Source organism: Rhizobium sp. TRM96647, assembly GCF_025780115.1.
In the GTDB taxonomy this organism is placed as follows: Bacteria; Pseudomonadota; Alphaproteobacteria; order Rhizobiales; family Rhizobiaceae; genus Mycoplana.
Genome location: NZ_JAOXHF010000005.1, coordinates 124,421 through 142,863, shown reverse-complemented (window position 1 = coordinate 142,863; position 18,443 = coordinate 124,421). Strand labels below are relative to the sequence as shown.

The window sequence follows — 18,443 nt, the reverse complement described above, 5'->3', positions numbered from 1 at the left end:
AGTAGCAGCCACCCGAAACTCCAACAAGAGGAACTGCCATGAAAGCCATCAATCGAATGAAGGCGACACCGCCTGCACTGACGGCCCTTGCAGGGGCGATGCTGCTGTCGTCGCTGGGCATCAGCATCGCCACCATCGCCCTTCCGGCCCTGGCGCGGGACTTCTCCGCACCCATCTCCGCCGTCCGCTGGGTCATCCTCGCCTATCTCGTCGCAGCCACGGTCGCCATCGTGCTGGCGGGGCGGTTCGGCGATCTCCTCGGTCACCGTCGGGTGCTGCTCGCGGGGCTCTCCGTCTTTGCCGCAGCTTCCGTCCTGTGCGCGGCGGCGCCCACGCTCGACGTCCTGATTGCCGGCCGGATCGCCCAGGGGATCGGCGGCGCCATCCTGATGGCGCTGCCGGTCTCGCTCATCCGCGAGACGGTCCCGCGGGAGCGCACCGGATCGGCGATGGGGCTGCTCGGCACGATGTCGGCGATCGGCACCGCGCTCGGGCCGTCAGTGGGCGGCATGCTGGTCTCCGGCTTCGGCTGGCGCGCGGCCTTCGTGGCGCTGGCCACGGCCGGCATCGTGGTGCTCGGCCTTGCCGCGCGCACGATCCCGCAGATGCCCGCCGCACGCAGGCCGGACGGACGGATGGACTGGCCGGGCGCCGCCCTGCTGGCGCTGACCCTGACCCTTTATGCGCTCGCGACGGCGGGGGGAAAGGCGGGAGCGACGGCCGGCGCGACCCTGCTTCTGACCGGCGCCGCCCTTGCGCTTGCGTCCTTCGTCATCGTCGAGGCCCGCTCCGCCTCACCGCTGGTGCCGGTGTCGATCCTGCGCGACCGGGCGACCGGAACGGCGCTGGCCATGAGCCTTCTGGCCGCGACCGTGATGATGGCAACCCTGGTAGTGGGACCGTTCTTCCTGTCCTTCGGCCTCGGCCTGAACGAGGCGCTGGTCGGCCTCGTCATGGCGGTCGGCCCGGTGACGGCGGCCTTTTCCGGCATCTTCGCCGGGCGTCTCACCGACCGCTTCGGCGCCCGCCCCGTGCTGGTCGTCGGCCTCGTCGAGACGACCCTCGGCCTTGCCTGCCTGGCGCTCCTGCCCCGCACCCTCGGCGTCATGGGCTATGTCGCCGCGCTCATCGTGCTGACGCCCGGCTTCCAGCTGTTCCTCGCGGCGAACAACACCGCCGTGATGAATGCGGCGCGCGACGAGCAGCGCGGGCTCCTGTCCGGACTGCTCGGCCTGTCGCGAAACCTCGGCTTCATGACCGGCGCCTCGGTGATGGCGACGCTGTTCGCCACCGCGGTCGGGTCGGGAGACCTCGCTGCAACCGCACCGGAGATCGTCGCCCGCGCCTTCACCACGACCTTCCTCGTCGCAGCCGGCCTGCCCCTCGCCGCCCTCGCCCTCGCGCTCCTCGGCCGGTCGGCGCCACAGGAGCGGGCCGAGGCGCTGTAACCCGCCGGCCTCTCAGGCCGCGCGGACGTAGCCTGCGGCCGGTGCGGCGGCCGCCTGCCCGCTGGTGCGGAACGCGCTCAGCCGCTCCGCGATGGTGGCCGCATCCTTGGAAAGCGCCTGGCTGGCCGCATTGGCCTGCTCGACCATCGAGGCGTTCTGCTGGGTGATCTGGTCCATGGCGCCGATCGCCTGGTTGACCGCCTGCAGGCCCGTCGCCTGCTCGGCCGTGCTGGCGCGGATCGCCGCGAAGACGGAGCTGACCTCGACCACCTGCGCCACGATCTGGCGGAGCGACTGGGCGACCTCGTTGACCGAGCGGACCCCGCCTTCCACCTGTCCGTGCGACTTGGCGATCAGGTTCTGGATGTCCTTGGCGGCATCGGCGCAGCGCTGCGCCAGGGCTCGTACCTCCGAGGCGACGACGGCAAACCCCCGCCCGGCCTCGCCGGCCCGCGCCGCCTCGATGCCGGCGTTCAGCGCCAGAAGGTTGGTCTGGAAGGCGATCTCGTCGATGACCTCGATGATGCTGGCGATGCTCGCCGAAGACTGCTGGATATCCTCCATCGCGGCGATCGCCTGCGCGACCACCTCGCCGCTGCGCTCGGCATTTCCGCGCGCAGCCGTCACCAGCGCATTGGCGTCGTCGGCGCTCCTGGCCGTCTGGCTCACCGTCGTGGTCACCTCCTCGACGGCGGCCGCGGTCTCCTCGAGATTGGCCGCCTGCCGTTCGGTGCGCCTGGCGAGGTCGTCCGAAGCCGCCGCGATCTCCTGGACGCTGACATTGATCGAGCCCACGCCCGTATGGATGCCGCCGATCGCCTGCGACAGGGCGGAGACGGCGTGGTTGAAGTCCTGCCGCAGCGTCTCGTAGGCCTCCGGCAGCGCGCCGTCGATCCGCACGGTCAGGTCGCCTTCGGAGATCCGCTTCAGCGCCGCGCCGAAATTCCGGCCGACGATCTCGCGCTCGGCCGCCACCGCACGCTCCTGCACCGCCTGCTGCTTGCTGGTGTCGGAGGCGTCCATGTAGACGGAGATCGACAAGTCCATGTCGAGGAAGACGGCCTTGACCAGGCAGGCGAGCTTCTGCGCCACCTCGTCTGCGCCGTATTCGGCACGGGAGAACAGGCCCGGCTTCGGCCACATCTCCTTCAGGGCCGCCGCCAGCAAATGCTCGACGATCAGCGCATAGCCGCCGATGTACCAGCGTGGCTCCAGGCCGATCCGCGCGTGGACCTTTCCGATCGTCAGCACCTTGTCGGCATAGTCGGAGCCGAAGTCGCCGTTCCAGATGTTGGCCCAGTGGCCGAGTTGCGCCTTCTTCGCGCCGGCCATGTGGGCGTCGCTGGAGAAGAGATGGTTGACCTCCGGGCTGTTGCGCACCACGCCGTAGAAGCGATCGAGCGCCGGCGCGAGTTCGCCCTCAAGCAGCGGCTTCAGGGAGCGCAGGTTGTTCAAGGCCCTGGCGTCGATCCCGAGATAGTCGAGACGGCGGGCGAGATCGGTGTTGTTGCTTGAGGTCGGGGATGCAGCGCTCATCGGAATTTCCATGCCATCGGGGCAGTTTGCGGGAGGTCGGCGATCTTCGTGAACGGCCCTGTAGCGCTCCGGGGGGAGCTTCGTGAGCAATCGCGCCGGTCATGGCGCCCGGAACGGGCCACACGCCCGCGCCTCGAAGTGGCTGCCGTCATCTAACGCCACACGTGGTAAATGCTTGGTTATGAAATGCCATTTTTGGCAGAGCCGGGACGCCGGGCTTTCGTCGTGGCCGGCCTGCGCTCGGTTCGGTCGCGCAGGCGCAATGCCTCCGGTGCGCACGCAGCGGAGGCTTGCAGGACGAAAGACGCCGACCTCGGCCGGGGAGCGCCCCTCAGGCCGCGCGGACCCGGGTCTCGAGCGCGCTGCGACATGCCGCAAGCGCGCCGCGACGGACCGGAACGAGGCGCAGGACCTCCTCGGCGAAGAGCCGGGCGTTCTCGCGCGCCTTGTCGAGATTGGAGATGCGCTGCGGATCCATCGTCCGCAGCGTGCCGCCGCAATCGAAGATGTCGCGGAAGGCGACGCGCTCGGCGATCGGTGTGTCGAGAACGGCGACGCCACGCTCGGACAAAAGTTGCTTGATCGCCGCCATGGCGCGGGTGGTCACCACCGCGCTCATCCGGGTCAGGACGACCGAATGGGCAACGCGCACGCCGGCGCGCTTGTCGAGCTGCTGCAGGAGTTCGAGGATCTGCGCGCCGCCGCGCGCATCCATCGCGCAGCCCTGGATCGGGATCATCACATGGTCGGACAGCCCGATCGCGGTCGCCACCAGCGCGTCGCGCGCGCCGGCCAGGTCGATGATGAAATAGTCCGTCTGGTCGCGGTTCTCGCGGATATGCGACTGCAGCGACCCCATCGAGACTTCGGAGATGACCGACAGGTTGCGCTGGACGCCGGAGAGTTCGTGCCAGCTGGTGATCCAGCGCTGGGGATCGGCATCGAGAATGGTGATGCGATGGCCCTGGGCCGCCAGCTCCGTCGCAAGAATCAGCGCTGCGGTGGTCTTCCCCGCTCCGCCCTTGGCATTGGCGAATGTTATGACTGGCATTTCAAATTCCTCATGGTCGGCGGCACGAGCCCCTCATCGCTCTTTGACGGGCGCGAAGCGGGAATGGCGCCTTGTTAACCAACCTTTCAGAACATGGTTAACGAATTGCAAACGCGGGCTCCGCAAACGGTCCCGGCAAACCGTCCCCTGCCCCTGCGAAAAGCCGTTCAATTCCCCTGGAAGATCCGGCGCACCGGCCGGTCGTCGTTCGCGCACGGCTCTTCCGCCGCGAGGCCGTGCTGGTAGCACAGGGACGCGAACGGGCCGTGCGCATCCCGCCCGCCGTGGTCGATGCGCGCCATCACGTCACGTGCAAAGGCCTGCATGTTCGCCTGCGCCCGGCCGAGATTGGGCACCTGGCGCTCGTCGAGCGTATAGAGCGTCCCCGGCCGCTCGAACATCGCGCGATAGGCCGCCCGTTCGACCACGGGCGTCTCGATCATCGCCATGCCGCGCAAGAGGAGCAGGTCGCGCACGGTGCGCAGCGATCGCGTCGCCACCAGCGGATTGACGCGCGACAGCACAACGGCGCGGTTGATGTTCGCGCGGGCATTCGCCTCGATGCACTGGATCAGTTCCAGCACCTGGATGGCGCCCCGGGCATCGAGCGCGCTGCCCTGCACCGGGATCAGCGCAAGGTCGCAAAGCCCGAGCGCCAGCGCCATCAGCGTGTCCCGCGCACCGGAGAGGTCGGCGATGATGTGGCGATCCGGCCTGTTCAGCCGCCGCAGGTGATCGGCGAGCGTGCCGGCGGTGATGTCGGCAATGGCGACGATGCCGCACTCCGGGCCGCACCGGCCCGCCCAGTCCGCCGCAAGGCCGAGCGGATCGCAGTCGAGAACGACCACCTCTGCGCCCGACCGGGCGAGTTCCGTCGCCAGCAGCGCCACCGCCGTCGTCTTGCCGGATCCACCCTTCGCGTTTGCAACTGCTATGACTGCCATTGGTCTCCCAAATCCCGCATGCAGGCCGCCACGAGCTTTCATGAAGAACGTTAAGGAATCACTCCGATTCGTGCCGGAACGCTACGAATTGTGACAGACCGGTGACAACAGCGCGCCCCGCGGAAATGTCGTCGCTGCAGGCGGGATCTGGAAATCCAGGTGCCCTCCTCCTCGAACGGGCCACCTGAAGGAACCGTGATGCCGGCCGCCGAGCCGGCATCCAGAGTGTGCAAGTCCTTGCGCGCAAAAGATTCTTTCGCCTCGCAGACGCGGCACTACTGGACGGACGGGAGAAAGGGGAGCGCCCGGCAAAGAGTGGGGCTGTAGTCAACAGAACCCGACGCAAGGGCGCCGGGTTCTGGAGGACGGAAATGTGCAATCGATACGTTTCAGATGCACTCGACAAACAGCGTCTTTGCCGCGTCCAGCGTCAGTTCAACCGGATTGCCGCCGGCAGTCGGGTCGACGATCGCCATCGCCGCCATCTCATCGATCCGATCGGTGCCGACGCCGAGCGCTGCGAGCTTGTCCGGCACGCCGAGTTCGCTGCGCAGTTCCAGCACGTAGTCGTAGAAGCCGTCGAAGCCGCCGGCAATGCCGAGATAGGCGGCGGCGGCGGCGATCCTGTCCTCGATCGCCGGACGGTTGAAGCGGAGCACCGGCGGCATGACCACCGCATTGGTCATGCCGTGGTGGGTGTTGTAGATGGCGCCCACCGGATGCGACAGCGAGTGGATGGCGCCGAGACCCTTCTGGAAGGCGACCGCGCCCATGGCGGCCGCCGACATCATGTTGGCGCGCGCCTCGATGTCGGTTCCGTCGTTGTAGGCGCGCGGCAGGTACTCCTTCACCAGCCGCATACCCTCCAGCGCGATCCCCTGGCTCATCGGATGGTAGAAGGGCGAGGAATAGGCCTCCAGGCAATGGGCGAACGCGTCCATGCCGGTGCCGGCCGTGATCACCTTCGGCATGCCGACCGTCAGTTCCGGGTCGCAGATCGTCACCGCCGGCAGGAATTTCGGATGGAAGATCACCTTCTTCGTATGGGTCTCGGAATTGGTGATGACCGAGGCGCGGCCGACCTCGGAGCCGGTGCCGGCCGTCGTCGGCACGGCCACGATCGGAGCGATGCCCTCGACCGAGGCGCGCGTCCACCAGTCGCCGACGTCCTCGAAGTCCCAGACCGGCCGCGTCTGACCGACCATGAAGGCGACCGCCTTGCCGAGATCGAGGCCGGAGCCGCCGCCGAAGGCGACGACGCCGTCATGGCCGCCCGCGCGGAACGCCTTCACCCCGGCCTCGAGATTGGCGTCGTTCGGGTTCGGGTCGACCTCGGCGAAGATCGCCCGCCCGAGCCCGGCAGCCTCCAGGACGTCGAGCGCGTTCTGCGTGATCGCCATCGGCGCGAGCCCGCGGTCGGTGACGAGCAGCGGCTTCTTCATGCCGGCCGCCTTGCAATGGTCGGCGAGTTCCTTGATGCGCCCTGCCCCGAACTTGATGGCGGTCGGGTAGCTCCAGTTGGCGGTGATGGTCATGCGAGTGCTTTCCTGAGGTGATAGGATTTAGGGCGGGTGAGGTTGTGGAAGCCGATGACGGAGAGCGAGCCGCCACGGCCGGTCTCCTTCACGCCGGTCCAGCACAGCGCCGGATCGAGGTAGTCGGCGCGGTTCATGAACACGGTGCCGGTCTCGAGGTCACGGCCGATCCGGGCCGCCCGGTCGGCATCCTTCGTCCAGAGCGACGCCGTCAGGCCGTATTTGCAGTCGTTCATCAGGCCGAGCGCTTCCTCGTCGCTTCTGACCTTCATGATGCCGACCGCCGGGCCGAACGTCTCCTCCGTCATGAACTCCATCGAATGGTCGACGTCGACGAGCACCTGGGGGGCGAGATAGGCCCCGCCGTCATCGGCGGGAAACAGCTTCGGATCGATCAGCGCCCTGGCGCCGCGCGAGACCGCGTCGGCGACCTGTGCTCGCACGGTGGCGGCAAAGCGCTTGTTGGCCATCGGCCCGAGCGTCGTCTCCTGGTCGAGCGGGTTGCCGAGCCTGTAGTTGGAAACCCAGGCGACCGACTTCTCGACGAAGGCGTCGTAGAGCTTCTCGTTGACGTAGATGCGCTCGATGCCGCAGCAGCACTGGCCGGAATTGTAGGTCGCGCCGTCCATCAGCGTGTCGACGGCAGCATCCAGATCGGCATCCGCCATCACATAGCCCGGATCCTTGCCGCCGAGTTCGAGCCCGAGCGGGGTGAACGTGCCGGCTGCCGCGCGCTCGATCGCGCGTCCGCCCTCGACCGAGCCGGTGAAATTGACGAAGTCGAAGCTCTTCGCCGCGATCAGCGCCGAGGTCGTGTCGTGATCGAGGAAAATGTTCTGGAACACGTCCTCGGGAACGCCGGCCTCGACGAAGGCGCGCACCATGCGCTCGCCGACCAGCAGCGTCTGCGCGGCATGCTTGATGATGACGGTGTTGCCGGCCATCAGCGCCGGCGCGACCGTGTTGATCGCCGTCATGTAGGGATAGTTCCACGGCGCGATGACGAAGACCACGCCGTGCGGCTCGCGCTCGATGCGGCGCTCGAAGCGCTCGCTGTCCTCGATCACCAGCGGCGCCAGCGAGGACGCCGCGATATCGGCCACATAGTTGGAGCGCTCGTTGAAGCCCTTGAATTCGCCGCCATAGCGGACCGGCCGGCCCATCTGCCAGGCGAGCTCGGGCACCACCTCGTCGGCCATCTCGTTCAGCCGGGCGACCCCCTTGAGGACGAGCTGGACGCGGTCCTCCAGCGGCTGCCGCGCCCAGGCCTTCTGCGCCTTGCGCGCCCGCGCGACGACGTCCTTCGCCGCCTCCAGCGGCATCGCCGGCCGCTCGGCGTAGACCGAGCCGTCGACGGGCGAAATGCATTTGATCACTTGCGTCATTGTCTTCTCCTTGGGCCTCCGGGCGCCTCCGCCTAGCAGGCCAACACCTTCACATGTCCCGCCGCACCATAGGCCAGGACGGCCCGGTCGCGGGTGATGATCGTCAAATCGTGCTCGCGCGCCGTCGCGATCAGGATCCGGTCCGCCGGATCGCCATGCAGCGGCTCTGGCAGGAAGGACGCGGCGACGAGGATGTCCGGCGTGGCCTCGAGAACGCCGGCCGCCATCCTGTGAGCCGCCTCCTGAAACCAAATCAAGGGCGGCTTCGTGATGTTCAACCGGCCCTTGGCCACCAGCATGCCGATCTCCCAGGCAGAAAAAGCAGACACGAGGACGCAATTATCCAACGCAGGCGTCGCCCGCAGCATGGCCATCGCACGCTCTGAAATCGCTACGTCATGGGCTATGTAGATGAGCGCGCAGGTATCCAACAGATACCGTTCAGTCGTCGTCATAGACCTTTGCCCATTCCGGATCCGTTGGCTCAGTCAGGTCGACGCCCGGTGCGATCGTCACCGTTCCCTTCATGCACCCCCGTACCCGGTCGTAAAAATTGTCCGTCGCCGCGGCATGTCCAGCCTTCCCGCCGACCGCGCCTCCGCCTTCCGACACGGACGCCGAGTTGCGATCCGCATCCGTCTTGAACACCTCCTGCCCTTCCTCGGCAAAGCCGCGCCCCTCCCCGCGTCGCCGCGCCGCGACGTCGAGAAGCGACACGCCGAAATAGGCGGCGATGCCGTCCTGCTCGTCCGCCGTCATCTTCCGCTCGCCGCGCAGCATGCGCGACACCGAGCTGGGATCGAGCCCGAGCGCCCGCGCCATCGCGCGCAGCGACCGGCCGTCCTTCTCGAGCTGCTGATAAAACCACGCACTGTCGATCATGAGGCTACCTCCGACTGTTGCGATTTTACCATCGTGTTGACCCTGCATCAACAAACCCTCAGGCCCGCTCGAACCCTCTCGCCACCTCCCAGTCCGTCACCCGGCGATCGTATTCCTCCTGCTCCCACTCGGCAGCGCGCGTGTAGTGGTCGATCACATCCTCGCCGAAGGCCTCGCGCAGCATCTTCGACGTCGTCATGAACTCGGTCGCTTCCCGCAGCGTCTTGGGGATCTCGCGGATGCCTTTGCCGCCATAGGCATCGCCGACGAACGGCGCCTCCAGTTCCAGGTTGCCCTCGATCCCGGCGATGCCGGCGGCGAGCAGGGCGGCCATGGCGAGATAGGGGTTGAGGTCGGAGCCGCCGACGCGGCATTCGATGCGGATCGCCTTGGTCCCCTCGCCGCAGAGCCGGTATCCGGCCGTACGGTTGTCCTTGCTCCACACCGCCTTGGTCGGTGCGAAGGTGCCGGCCATGAAGCGCTTGTAGGAATTGATGTAGGGCGCGAGGAAATAGGTGATCTCGCTCGCATGGTTCAGGAGCCCGGCGACGTAGCTGCGCATCATCTCCGACATGCCGTACTGCGCCTCGGCATCGTGGAACATCGACGTCTTGCCGTCCAGGCTCCAGAGCGACTGGTGGATGTGGGAGGACGAACCGGCGGCGGAATAGTGCCACTTGGCAAGGAATGTGATCGCCTTGCCCCGCTGCCAGGCGATCTCCTTGCAGCTGTTCTTGATGATTGCATGCCGGTCGGCCATGGCGAGCGCATCGGCATAGCGCACGTTGATCTCCTCCTGGCCGGCCGAGGCCTCGCCCTTGGAGTTCTCCACCGGAATGCCGGCGCCCTGCAGGCCGTTGCGGATCGCCCGCATCACGTCCTCTTCCTTGGTAGTCTGGAAGATATGGTAATCCTCGTTGTAGCCGCTGACCGGCCTCAGGTCGCGGTAGCCGCTCTCGCGCGCGTCGTCATAGGTCTGGTCGAACAGGAAGAACTCCAGTTCGCTCGCCATGTAGGCCTTCAGCCCCATCGCCTCCAGCCGCTTGACCTGCCGCTTCAGGATCGCGCGCGGCGAATGCGGCACCTCCTTGTGGGTGTGGTGGTCGAGCACGTCGCAGAGCACCAGCGCCGTTCCCTCGAGCCAGGGCACCTTGCGCAGCGTCGAAAGGTCCGGCTTCATCGTGTAGTCGCCATAGCCCGCGGCCCAACCGGTCGAGCGATAGCCGGAGACGGTCTCCATCTCCATGTCGGTGGCGAGCAGGTAGTTGCAGCTGTGCGTCTCCTCGTAGGCGCCGTCGACGAAGAACCGGGCATGAAACCGCTTGCCCATCAGGCGGCCCTGCATGTCCACGAGGCATGCGAGAACGGTGTCGATGCGCCCTTCGGCGACATCCTTCTTCAGATCGTCAAAACTGTAGGTCATGGTCATCGAGGCGGTCCTGGGGGTTGCCGTTTCATGCCGGGCCGGGCGCATGGGCCCGACCCGGATTGGTGCGGTTCACATCAGCCGTTGACGTAGGGCGGGCCGGCCTTGTTGATGATGGCGTTGTAGTCCTCGAAGATCTTGACGACCTTGGCGGCCGTCTCGCCCTGCTCGGCGATCTCCTTCCAGAACACCTTCGCAGCGTCTTCCACCGGCTTCCACTCCGCCGCCGGAATGCTGGTCAGCTTCAGCTTCGTGCCCTCGGCGCGCAGCTTCGCCTCCCCGCCCCAGTACCACTGGTCGCGGTAGTTGTTGCCGGCCTCGATCGCCGCCAGGACCAGCTTCTTCAGGTGTTCCGGCAGTTCCGCCCACTTCTTCTCGTTGACGAAGAAGGAGCCGATCCAGGCGCCCGAGATGTTGTTGGTCAGGAAGTGGTCCGTCACGTCGGCCCAGCCGACCGTGTAGTCCTCGGTGATGCCCGACCAGGCCATGCCGTCCAGTTCGCCGGTCTGCACGGCGACCTGCGCGTCCTCGTAGGGGATCGTCACCGGCACGACGCCGAACTGGGTAAGGAAGCGGCCCGCCGTCGGGAAGGTGTAGAGGCGCAGGCCCTGAAGGTCGGCGAGCGTGTTGATCGGCTTCTTGGTGTTGAAGTGGCACGGGTCCTGCCCGGAGGACGACAGCCACACGACGCCGCCGACCTTCTCGTAGGCCGAGCGCCAGATATCGGCGAGACCGTACTGCTTGAAGAGCACCGGCACGTCGAGGATCTGCTTGGTGGCGAGCGGGAAATAGCCGCCGAAGGTGGCGACTTCTGCCGGCGAGGCCATGGAGTCGTCGTCGGAATGTACCGCGTCGATCGTGCCGGCCTGGAGCGCACGGAAAAGCTCGCCGGTCGGGACGATCTGGTCGGCGTAGTAGAGTTCGATCTCGAGTTCGCCCTTGGCGGCGGCGTTGATCGCGTCGATGATCGGCTTGGTGACGTGCTCGCCGAGCGCTGCACCCGCATAGGTCTGGAAACGCCACTTGATCGCCGTCTGGGCCTTCACGATGGCCGGCGTGGCAAGCGTTGCCGCACCTGCCGCCCCGATCGTCACAGCACCTGCCCTGCTCAGAAATTGCCGTCTGTTGGTCATATCTCTATCCCTCTGGTTACATTCTGGTTTTGCCGGGAACGGCCGTTCATCCCGGTCGGTCAATTGTCTTTTCTTCTGTCGGCCTCGTTTCGTCCGGCGAAATCCCGGCGGCCTCCGCCGCCGGGAGATCCGGTCATTTGGCGTAGTAGTTGTTCGGCAGCCACGTCGCGATCTCGGGGAACACGCCGATGATGATCAGGCTCGCCAGCATGATGCCGACGAAAGGCCAGATCGACTTGTAGATGTCGGTCATGCCGATGCCGGGTGGCGCCATGGCGCGCATCATGAACAGGTTGTAGCCGAATGGCGGGGTGATGTAGGCGATCTGGCAGGTGATCGTGTAGAGCACGCCGTACCAGACGAGGTCGAAGCCCAGCTTCTGCACCAGCGGGATGTAGAGCGGCGCGACGATGACCAGCATCGCCGTGTCGTCGAGGAACATCCCCATGATCAGGAACGAGACCTGCATCAGCACCAGCACCTGCCACGGCTCCAGCCCGAGGTCGCCGAGGAAGAAGCGCTCGATCGACTTCACCGCGCCGAGACCGTCGAAGACGGCGCCGAAGCAGAGCGAGGCGATCAGGATCCACATGAACATGCAGGTGATGCCGAGCGTCTTCTGCAAGACGTCGTTCCAGAGTTTCACGCTGAGGCGGCCGCGCTGCCAGGCGACGAGCGCCGAGGAGATCGCGCCGACCGCCGAGGCTTCCACGAGGCTGGCGATGCCGCTGAGGAACAGCCACATCATCAGCGTGAAGATGCCGAGCGGCAGGATGCCGGCGGTCAGCAGCTTCAGTTTCTCGGCCAGCGGCACCGTGCGCTCTTCCGCCGGCAGGGCCGGACCGAGCGACGGGTTGATGCGGCAGCGCACATAGACGTAGATCGCCATCAGCAACGCCATCAGGAGGCCCGGGAATACGCCGGCGAGCCAGAGCTGACCGACCGGAACGCGGGCGATCATGCCGTAGAGCACGAGCACGATGCTCGGCGGGATCAGGATGCCGAGCGTCGAGCCGCCCTGGACGACACCCGTCGTCATCACCTTGTCGTAGCCGCGGCGCAGGAGCTCGGGCAGCGCGATGGTGGCACCGATCGCCATGCCGGCGACCGAAAGCCCGTTCATGGCGGAAATGATGACCATGAGCCCGATCGTACCCAGCGCCAGGCCGCCGTTGATCGGCCCCATCCAGACGTGGAACGCCTTGTAGAGGTCTTCCGCGATGCCCGATTCCGAAAGCATGTAGCCCATGAAGACGAACATCGGCACCGTCAGCATCGGATACCACTTGACGAGCTTCATGGCCGAGGCGAAGCCCATTTCCGATCCGCCCGTGCCCCACAGCAGGAAGGCCGAGATGACGCCGACGAACCCGATGACGGCGAAGACCCGCTGCCCGGTGAGCAGCAGCACCATCATCGCGGAAAACATCGTTATTGCGATGAACTCATAACTCATGCGATCGGCCTTCCCCGCAACTCGGCGATATCCTTGAAGAGCGAAGAGGTGGCCTGCGCCAGCATCATCAAGATGCCGAACGTCATGATGATCTTGATCGGCGCCATGTAGGGCGCCCAGGCGGTAAAGCTCTTTTCCTTGAACTGGATGGCATAGGTCGTGCTGGTGATGCCGCCATAGAGCATGAAGCCGAGAAAGACGATCAGCGCGATCGCCGTGACGAGATCGAATGCCGCGCGCCTGGTAGGCGACCAGTTGCCGTAGAACAGGTCCATGCGAACATGGTCGTCGGTCTGCATGGCGAAGGCGCCGCCCAGCATGTAGTAGGCGGCCATGGTGAACTGCGCCGATTCCAGCGTCCAGCTGGCCGGCAGGTGGAAGGCCTTGGACACAGAGGAATAGAGCAGGATCGCGAACATCGCGAAAATGAGATACATCGCGAAAATGCCGACGCGCCTGTTGAAGCGGTCGACCGCGCGGACATAGGTCTTGATGAACTCAGGCATCACCCGGCCTCCCGGTGCCGGATGCATTCAATTGCCGAGCGACCCTCCCGGCATAGCAACGAACCCATATGACATCTCTTTCTTCTTCACGGTTGTGTCCTTGTCTCCGCGGACGTGCCGTCCCCTGGGATCTTTCTTGTCAGCTTGCGCCGGGCAGGCTCTCCAGGAGCAGCCCGGTCAGATAGTCGGCCACGACCCCTTGGCCGGCTTCGTCCCTGACGAGATCGTTGCGGATCTCGATCATCACGTTGAGCAGGCCGTTGGCGAGGCCGTGCTCCTTGAGCGTATGCGTCACGCCGTCCTCCGGCCCGTAGGGCTCGTTCCGGCGCACGTCGTAGAGGCTGCCGCCTGCGACTGCCGCGAGCATGGCGTCGGCGAGCCGGCGGTCGCTGTCATGGAGAATGCCGATTTCCACGGCGCGCGGCTTGCCGAAATAGACCGGCGTGAAACTGTGGACCGTCACGATCACCGGCGCCCTGCCCTCGGCGAGGCGCCGGCGCACCAGGTCCGCGATGCGGTCCCGAAAAGGAAAATAAAGCGTCTGCGCCCGCTCCAGGCGCGCCTCCGGCGAGAGCGCGGCATTGCCCGGCACCGGATAGACCTCGCTCGTTTCCGGCATCGCGCCCGGCGAGTCCGGCGGCCGGTTGCAGTCGTAGACCAGGCGGGAAAAACGTTGATGGACCAGGGTCGCGTCGAGACTTTTCGCCATCATGCGCGAGACCGCGAGCGCGCCCGGGTCCCAGGCGATATGGCTCTCGAGCGCCTCGGTCGAAAGCCCGAGCGTGCCGAAATGCTCCGGTATCCGCCGCGAGGCATGCTCGCAGACCAGGATGAACCGGCTGCGGCCTTCGGCGTTCTCGACGGCGACCGGATCGCCTTCCTGTGCGTTCAAGATTCCCATGCAGCCGGTCCCCTCGATCGGCCAGTATTTTCTTAATGAAGAGAATTCTTCACCTGTCCCACCATGTCAACAGGGAATGAAATTTTCTCTTCAAAAAATCATTTGACTCGAAATATGACAGCGATGTTTAATTTTCTTCAAGGCCGCCACAGAGCGGCAGACAGGGGAAGAGTTTGACGTTGAATCAGGCGACCACCACGGTGTCGGACGTGATCAACGCCCATTTCGACGCACTCACGCGCGCCGAAAAGCAGCTGGCGGCATCACTTCTCGACAACTATCCCGTCTCCGGCCTCGGCAGCATCACGACGGTCGCCGAGAACGCCGGCGTGTCGACGCCGACCGTCGCGCGCATGGTCCAGAAGCTCGGCTATCGCGGCTTCCCCGATTTCCAGTCGCACCTGCACCATGAACTGGAAGCGACGCTCTCCAACCCGATCACCAAGCACGACCGCTGGGCGGCCAACGCGCCGGGCACGCATATCCTCAACCGTTTCGCCGACGCCATCATGAACAACCTGCGCCAGACCCTGTCGCAGGTTGAGATCGCCGACTTCGACGGCGCCGCCGCGCTGATCGCCAACCGCAAGCGCAACATCTATCTCGTCGGCGGCCGCATCACCAAGGCGCTGGCGGACTATCTCTTCACCCACCTGCAGGTCATCCGGCCGAACGTCACGCAGCTCGCCTCCAACCCGAGTTCCTGGCCGCAATACGTCCTGAACATGAAGGCAGGCGATGTGATCGTCGTCTTCGACATCCGCCGCTACGAGCAGGAGATGGAGACCTTCTCCCGCGTCGCCCGCGCCCGCGGCGTGGAGATCGTGCTGTTCACCGATCAGTGGGCGTCGCCGATCGCCAAGCTCGCCACCCACACCTTCCGCATCCAGATCGAGGTGCCGTCCGCCTGGGATTCGTCCGTGGTCACGCTGTTTGCCGTGGAGGCGCTGATCGAGGCCGTGCAGAGCGCCAACTGGGGCGAGACGCGCGACCGGATGAAGTCACTGGAAGACCTGTTCGAGGCAAGCCGGCTGTTCCGCAAGCCGCGGTGAATGCAACCGTATGGATAATGCCCGGGAAATCCGGAAAAGCATGTAAATACTGTCACATAAGCTTCATGCCGCACCAGTATCAGCTTCGCCGAAGCTGACTGACACACCAAAGGAGAAACCCGTGATGTCACGCACCCGCCGCCTGCTCTCGCTCACCACGGCCATTTTCGTGGCCACCACGGCGGTCGCCGCCGCCGAGCCGAGCGCCGAGCTCGTCGAAGCCGCCAAGAAGGAAGGCAAGCTGACCACGATCGCCCTGCCCCACAGCTGGTGCGGCTATGGCGACATCATTGCCGGCTTCAAGGCCAAGTATCCGGAAATCACGGTCAACGAACTGAACCCGGACGCCAGCTCCGGCGACGAGATCGAGGCCATCAAGGCCAACGTCGGCAACACCGGCGACCAGGCTCCCGACGTGATCGACGTCGGCCTGTCCTTCGGCCCGTCCTCCAAGGCCGAAGGCCTGATCCAGCCCTACAAGGTCGCGACCTGGGATTCGATCCCCGACAGCGCCAAGGACGCCGAGGGCTTCTGGTATGGCGACTACTACGGCGTTCTCGCCTTCGTCGTGAACACCGACATCATCAAGGACGTGCCGAAGGACTGGGCCGACCTGACCAAGGCAGACTACGCCAACGCGGTTGCGCTCGCCGGCGACCCGCGCGGTTCCAACCAGGCCGTTCAGGCCGTCTATGCCGCCGGTCTCGGCAAGGGCGAGACGGATGCGACCAAGGCAGGCGAAGCCGGCCTGAACCTCTTTGCCGAAGTCAACAAGGCCGGCAACTTCGTGCCCGTCATCGGCAAGTCCGCCTCGCTGGCCCAGGGCTCGACCCCGATCGTCGTCGCCTGGGACTATAACGGCCTGTCCTGGCGCGACACGCTGAACGGCAACCCGCCGCTCGAGGTCGTGGTTCCCGAGACCGGCGTCGTCGCCGGCGTCTACGTCCAGGCGATCTCCGCCCACGCGCCGCACCCGAACGCTGCCAAGCTCTGGATGGAGTACATCTATTCCGACGAAGGCCAGCTCGGCTACCTGAAGGGCTATTGCCACCCGATCCGCTTCAACGACCTCGTCAAGAACGGCAAGGTTCCGCAGGAGATGCTCGATCGCCTGCCGCCGGCAGCGGCTTACGAGAAGGCCGTCTTCCCGACGCTCGAGGAGCAGGAAGCCGGCAAGACCGCGATCACCACCAAGTGGGACAGCGTCGTCGGCGCCAACGTCCAGTAAAACCGGACATGCGTGCCTCCCGCCATGAGGCGGGAGGCACCGCCCGCCTTCATTGCCCATCATGCCCGGGCCTGTCCCGGGCATCTGAAAACCGCGTCCGGCCTCTCACGGTTTTGAGACGGGCTGGCAGATCCTCGGCACAGGGCCGAGGATGTCGATGCGGGCATTGGGAGGCACATTGGCGCCCAGCCTTTCGCGAAGGGCGCTCTTTCATCAGTACCTGCGCGGATTGCGTCCGTCGCGTTTCTGTCTAAAGTCTTAGTTTCTCGCCATTTTCCGGACGTTGCCCGATCCATGAGCCATTCAGCCCTGATAGACCGCCGCACCGTCATCGATTGGCTCGGCATCGCGCCGTTCATGATCTTCGCGCTGCTGTTTTTGATCCTGCCGACGCTGTATCTCGTCACCGGCGCCTTCTTCAATCCGCAGGGCGAGTTCACCTTGAAGAACATCGCCGACCTATTCTCCCCCAACATCATCAGCGCCTACTGGATCAGCATCAGGGTCTCGTTCGCCTCCTCGCTCGGCGGCGCGGTGATCGGCTTCTTCCTGGCCTGGGCGATCGTCATGGGCGGCCTGCCGCGGCCGATCCGCTCGGGCCTTCTGACCTTTTCCGGGGTCGCCTCGAATTTCGCCGGCGTTCCCCTCGCTTTCGCCTTCATCGCCACGCTCGGCCGCACCGGCCTCGTCACCGTGCTGCTGCGCGACATGATCGGCTTCAACCTCTATTCGACCGGCTTCAACCTCCTGTCGTTCTTCGGCCTGACGATCACCTACATGTTCTTCCAGATCCCGCTGATGGTCTTGATCCTGACGCCGGCGCTGGACGGCATGAAGAAGGAATGGCGCGAGGCCTCCGAGATCCTCGGCGCCTCCACCTGGCAGTACTGGCGGATGATCGCGCTGCCGATCCTGTGGCCGAGCCTGCTCGGCACGACGCTCCTGCTCTTCGCCAACGCCTTCGGCGCGATCGCCACCGCCTATGCGCTGACCGGGTCGTCGCTGAACATCGTGCCGATCCTGCTCTATGCGCAGATCCGCGGCGACGTGCTGCACAACCCCAATCTCGGCTACGCGCTGGCGCTCGGCATGATCGTCATCACCGGGCTGTCCAACGTCCTCTACATCTGGCTGCGCTCCCGCGCCGAACGGTGGCAGAAATGAAGTCGACCCGCCTCCTCGCCTGGCTCGCGATCGCCATCGGCGCCATCTATTTCATCGTGCCGCTGATCGGCACTTTCGAATTCTCGCTGCGCATGCGTCGCGGCGAATATTCCTTCGACGCCTACCAGTCGGTCTTCTCCGACATCCAGTTCCGCACCACCTTCGGCTTCTCGATGCTGATGGCGTTGTTCACCATCATCTTCGGCATGCTGCTGGTCGTGCCGACGGCCTACTGGGTGCGCCTGCGCCTGCCGAAGATGCGGCCCGTCGTCGAGTTCATCACGCTTTTGCCGCTGGTCATCCCGGCGATCGTCATCGTCTTCGGCTATCTGCGGCTCTACAACTCGTCATCCTTCCTGCCGCTGACCAACTCCACCTCCGGCACCAACATGCTGCTGGTGTTCTCCTACATGACGCTGTCGCTGCCCTACATGTACCGCGCCGTAGACACGGCCATGCGGATGATCGACGTCGGCACGCTGACCGAAGCCGCCGAAAGCCTCGGCGCCAGGTGGCCGACCATCCTGTTCCGCTGCATCTTTCCGAATGTCATGAGCGGCGTCCTGTCCGGCGCCTTCATCACCTTTGCCATCGTGATGGGCGAATTCACCATGGCCTCGCTGCTCAACCGGCCGGCCTTCGGCCCCTATCTCCAACTCGTCGGCGCCAACAAGGCCTATGAACCCTCCGCGCTCGCGATCATCGCCTTCGCCATCACCTGGCTCAGCATGGGCCTGCTGCAACTCGTCTCCCGCTTCCAGAAAACCGCGCCGGTCAAGGCCTGAGGACTTATTGC

17 protein-coding genes are annotated in these 18,443 nt (G+C 65.5%); 5 read left to right on the top strand and 12 right to left on the bottom strand.

Annotated features, from left to right (window positions below):
- The first annotated feature begins 38 nt into the window (after positions 1-38).
- Entirely contained in the window at positions 39-1,448 is a 1,410-nt protein-coding gene (locus OCK02_RS11245; protein ID WP_263813141.1) for an MFS transporter, read from the top strand.
- A gap of 12 nt (positions 1,449-1,460) precedes the next feature.
- Here the strand turns inward: OCK02_RS11245 and OCK02_RS11240 are convergent, their stop codons facing one another.
- From OCK02_RS11240 to OCK02_RS11185, 12 genes are all read right to left on the bottom strand, one after another.
- Positions 1,461-2,984, bottom strand: coding sequence for a methyl-accepting chemotaxis protein (locus tag OCK02_RS11240; protein WP_263813140.1), 1,524 nt, complete (start codon positions 2,982-2,984; stop codon positions 1,461-1,463).
- 331 nt (positions 2,985-3,315) lie between these two features.
- Positions 3,316-4,035: a ParA family protein gene (locus OCK02_RS11235; RefSeq protein WP_230804690.1), complete on the bottom strand. Its 720-nt coding sequence runs from the start codon at positions 4,033-4,035 to the stop codon at positions 3,316-3,318.
- 167 nt (positions 4,036-4,202) lie between these two features.
- A complete protein-coding gene (locus OCK02_RS11230) occupies positions 4,203-4,979 on the bottom strand; it encodes a ParA family protein (protein ID WP_263813139.1) in 777 nt (258 codons plus the stop codon).
- Positions 4,980-5,368: 389 nt separating this feature from the next.
- Positions 5,369-6,514, bottom strand: a complete 1,146-nt coding sequence (locus OCK02_RS11225) for an iron-containing alcohol dehydrogenase (protein WP_263813138.1) — start codon at positions 6,512-6,514, stop codon at positions 5,369-5,371.
- Positions 6,511-7,899: an aldehyde dehydrogenase family protein gene (locus tag OCK02_RS11220; RefSeq protein WP_263813137.1), complete on the bottom strand. Its 1,389-nt coding sequence runs from the start codon at positions 7,897-7,899 to the stop codon at positions 6,511-6,513. The genes OCK02_RS11225 and OCK02_RS11220 overlap by 4 nt, the downstream gene beginning before the upstream one ends.
- A 32-nt stretch (positions 7,900-7,931) precedes the next feature.
- A complete protein-coding gene (locus OCK02_RS11215) occupies positions 7,932-8,354 on the bottom strand; it encodes a type II toxin-antitoxin system VapC family toxin (RefSeq protein ID WP_263813135.1) in 423 nt (140 codons plus the stop codon).
- The gene (locus OCK02_RS11210; RefSeq protein ID WP_263813134.1) at positions 8,341-8,781 is read right to left on the bottom strand and encodes a helix-turn-helix domain-containing protein; all 441 of its coding nucleotides are present in this window, start codon (positions 8,779-8,781) and stop codon (positions 8,341-8,343) included. The genes OCK02_RS11215 and OCK02_RS11210 overlap by 14 nt, the downstream gene beginning before the upstream one ends.
- A 58-nt stretch (positions 8,782-8,839) precedes the next feature.
- Positions 8,840-10,204: a glutamine synthetase family protein gene (locus tag OCK02_RS11205; RefSeq protein ID WP_263813366.1), complete on the bottom strand. Its 1,365-nt coding sequence runs from the start codon at positions 10,202-10,204 to the stop codon at positions 8,840-8,842.
- Between the two features lie 80 nt (positions 10,205-10,284).
- Positions 10,285-11,340 carry a TRAP transporter substrate-binding protein gene (locus OCK02_RS11200; RefSeq protein WP_263813133.1) on the bottom strand — a complete coding sequence of 352 codons (1,056 nt, stop codon included), beginning with the start codon at positions 11,338-11,340 and terminating at the stop codon, positions 10,285-10,287.
- A 133-nt stretch (positions 11,341-11,473) separates the two neighbouring features.
- Positions 11,474-12,796: a TRAP transporter large permease gene (locus tag OCK02_RS11195; RefSeq protein WP_263813132.1), complete on the bottom strand. Its 1,323-nt coding sequence runs from the start codon at positions 12,794-12,796 to the stop codon at positions 11,474-11,476.
- A complete protein-coding gene (locus OCK02_RS11190; protein ID WP_263813131.1) occupies positions 12,793-13,302 on the bottom strand; it encodes a TRAP transporter small permease subunit in 510 nt (169 codons plus the stop codon). The genes OCK02_RS11195 and OCK02_RS11190 overlap by 4 nt, the downstream gene beginning before the upstream one ends.
- Positions 13,303-13,441: 139 nt before the next feature.
- Entirely contained in the window at positions 13,442-14,203 is a 762-nt protein-coding gene (locus OCK02_RS11185; protein ID WP_263813130.1) for an N-formylglutamate amidohydrolase, read from the bottom strand.
- 179 nt (positions 14,204-14,382) lie between these two features.
- On the opposite strand from OCK02_RS11185, the gene OCK02_RS11180 reads away from it, so the two are divergent.
- The 4 genes from OCK02_RS11180 to OCK02_RS11165 all read left to right on the top strand — a co-directional run bounded on the left by OCK02_RS11180 (position 14,383) and on the right by OCK02_RS11165 (position 18,432).
- A complete protein-coding gene (locus OCK02_RS11180; RefSeq protein ID WP_263813365.1) occupies positions 14,383-15,255 on the top strand; it encodes a MurR/RpiR family transcriptional regulator in 873 nt (290 codons plus the stop codon).
- Positions 15,256-15,379: 124 nt separating this feature from the next.
- Positions 15,380-16,483 carry an ABC transporter substrate-binding protein gene (locus tag OCK02_RS11175; RefSeq protein ID WP_412178807.1) on the top strand — a complete coding sequence of 368 codons (1,104 nt, stop codon included), beginning with the start codon at positions 15,380-15,382 and terminating at the stop codon, positions 16,481-16,483.
- 294 nt (positions 16,484-16,777) lie between these two features.
- Positions 16,778-17,647 carry an ABC transporter permease gene (locus OCK02_RS11170; protein ID WP_263813128.1) on the top strand — a complete coding sequence of 290 codons (870 nt, stop codon included), beginning with the start codon at positions 16,778-16,780 and terminating at the stop codon, positions 17,645-17,647.
- Positions 17,644-18,432 carry an ABC transporter permease gene (locus OCK02_RS11165; protein WP_230804668.1) on the top strand — a complete coding sequence of 263 codons (789 nt, stop codon included), beginning with the start codon at positions 17,644-17,646 and terminating at the stop codon, positions 18,430-18,432. Before OCK02_RS11170 ends, OCK02_RS11165 begins: the two co-directional genes overlap by 4 nt.
- Positions 18,433-18,443: the final 11 nt, after the last annotated feature.

What these genes read in the sequence shown, in the direction of transcription:
- OCK02_RS11245 (WP_263813141.1), top strand. Translation starts at nt 39, where the DNA reads ATGAAAGCCATCAATCGAATGAAGGCGACACCGCCTGCACTGACGGCC.
- OCK02_RS11240 (WP_263813140.1), bottom strand. Translation starts at nt 2,984, where the DNA reads ATGAGCGCTGCATCCCCGACCTCAAGCAACAACACCGATCTCGCCCGC.
- OCK02_RS11235 (WP_230804690.1), bottom strand. Translation starts at nt 4,035, where the DNA reads ATGCCAGTCATAACATTCGCCAATGCCAAGGGCGGAGCGGGGAAGACC.
- OCK02_RS11230 (WP_263813139.1), bottom strand. Translation starts at nt 4,979, where the DNA reads ATGGCAGTCATAGCAGTTGCAAACGCGAAGGGTGGATCCGGCAAGACG.
- OCK02_RS11225 (WP_263813138.1), bottom strand. Translation starts at nt 6,514, where the DNA reads ATGACCATCACCGCCAACTGGAGCTACCCGACCGCCATCAAGTTCGGG.
- OCK02_RS11220 (WP_263813137.1), bottom strand. Translation starts at nt 7,899, where the DNA reads ATGACGCAAGTGATCAAATGCATTTCGCCCGTCGACGGCTCGGTCTAC.
- OCK02_RS11215 (WP_263813135.1), bottom strand. Translation starts at nt 8,354, where the DNA reads ATGACGACGACTGAACGGTATCTGTTGGATACCTGCGCGCTCATCTAC.
- OCK02_RS11210 (WP_263813134.1), bottom strand. Translation starts at nt 8,781, where the DNA reads ATGATCGACAGTGCGTGGTTTTATCAGCAGCTCGAGAAGGACGGCCGG.
- OCK02_RS11205 (WP_263813366.1), bottom strand. Translation starts at nt 10,204, where the DNA reads ATGACCTACAGTTTTGACGATCTGAAGAAGGATGTCGCCGAAGGGCGC.
- OCK02_RS11200 (WP_263813133.1), bottom strand. Translation starts at nt 11,340, where the DNA reads ATGACCAACAGACGGCAATTTCTGAGCAGGGCAGGTGCTGTGACGATC.
- OCK02_RS11195 (WP_263813132.1), bottom strand. Translation starts at nt 12,796, where the DNA reads ATGAGTTATGAGTTCATCGCAATAACGATGTTTTCCGCGATGATGGTG.
- OCK02_RS11190 (WP_263813131.1), bottom strand. Translation starts at nt 13,302, where the DNA reads ATGCCTGAGTTCATCAAGACCTATGTCCGCGCGGTCGACCGCTTCAAC.
- OCK02_RS11185 (WP_263813130.1), bottom strand. Translation starts at nt 14,203, where the DNA reads ATGGGAATCTTGAACGCACAGGAAGGCGATCCGGTCGCCGTCGAGAAC.
- OCK02_RS11175 (WP_412178807.1), top strand. Translation starts at nt 15,380, where the DNA reads ATGTCACGCACCCGCCGCCTGCTCTCGCTCACCACGGCCATTTTCGTG.
- OCK02_RS11170 (WP_263813128.1), top strand. Translation starts at nt 16,778, where the DNA reads ATGAGCCATTCAGCCCTGATAGACCGCCGCACCGTCATCGATTGGCTC.
- OCK02_RS11165 (WP_230804668.1), top strand. Translation starts at nt 17,644, where the DNA reads ATGAAGTCGACCCGCCTCCTCGCCTGGCTCGCGATCGCCATCGGCGCC.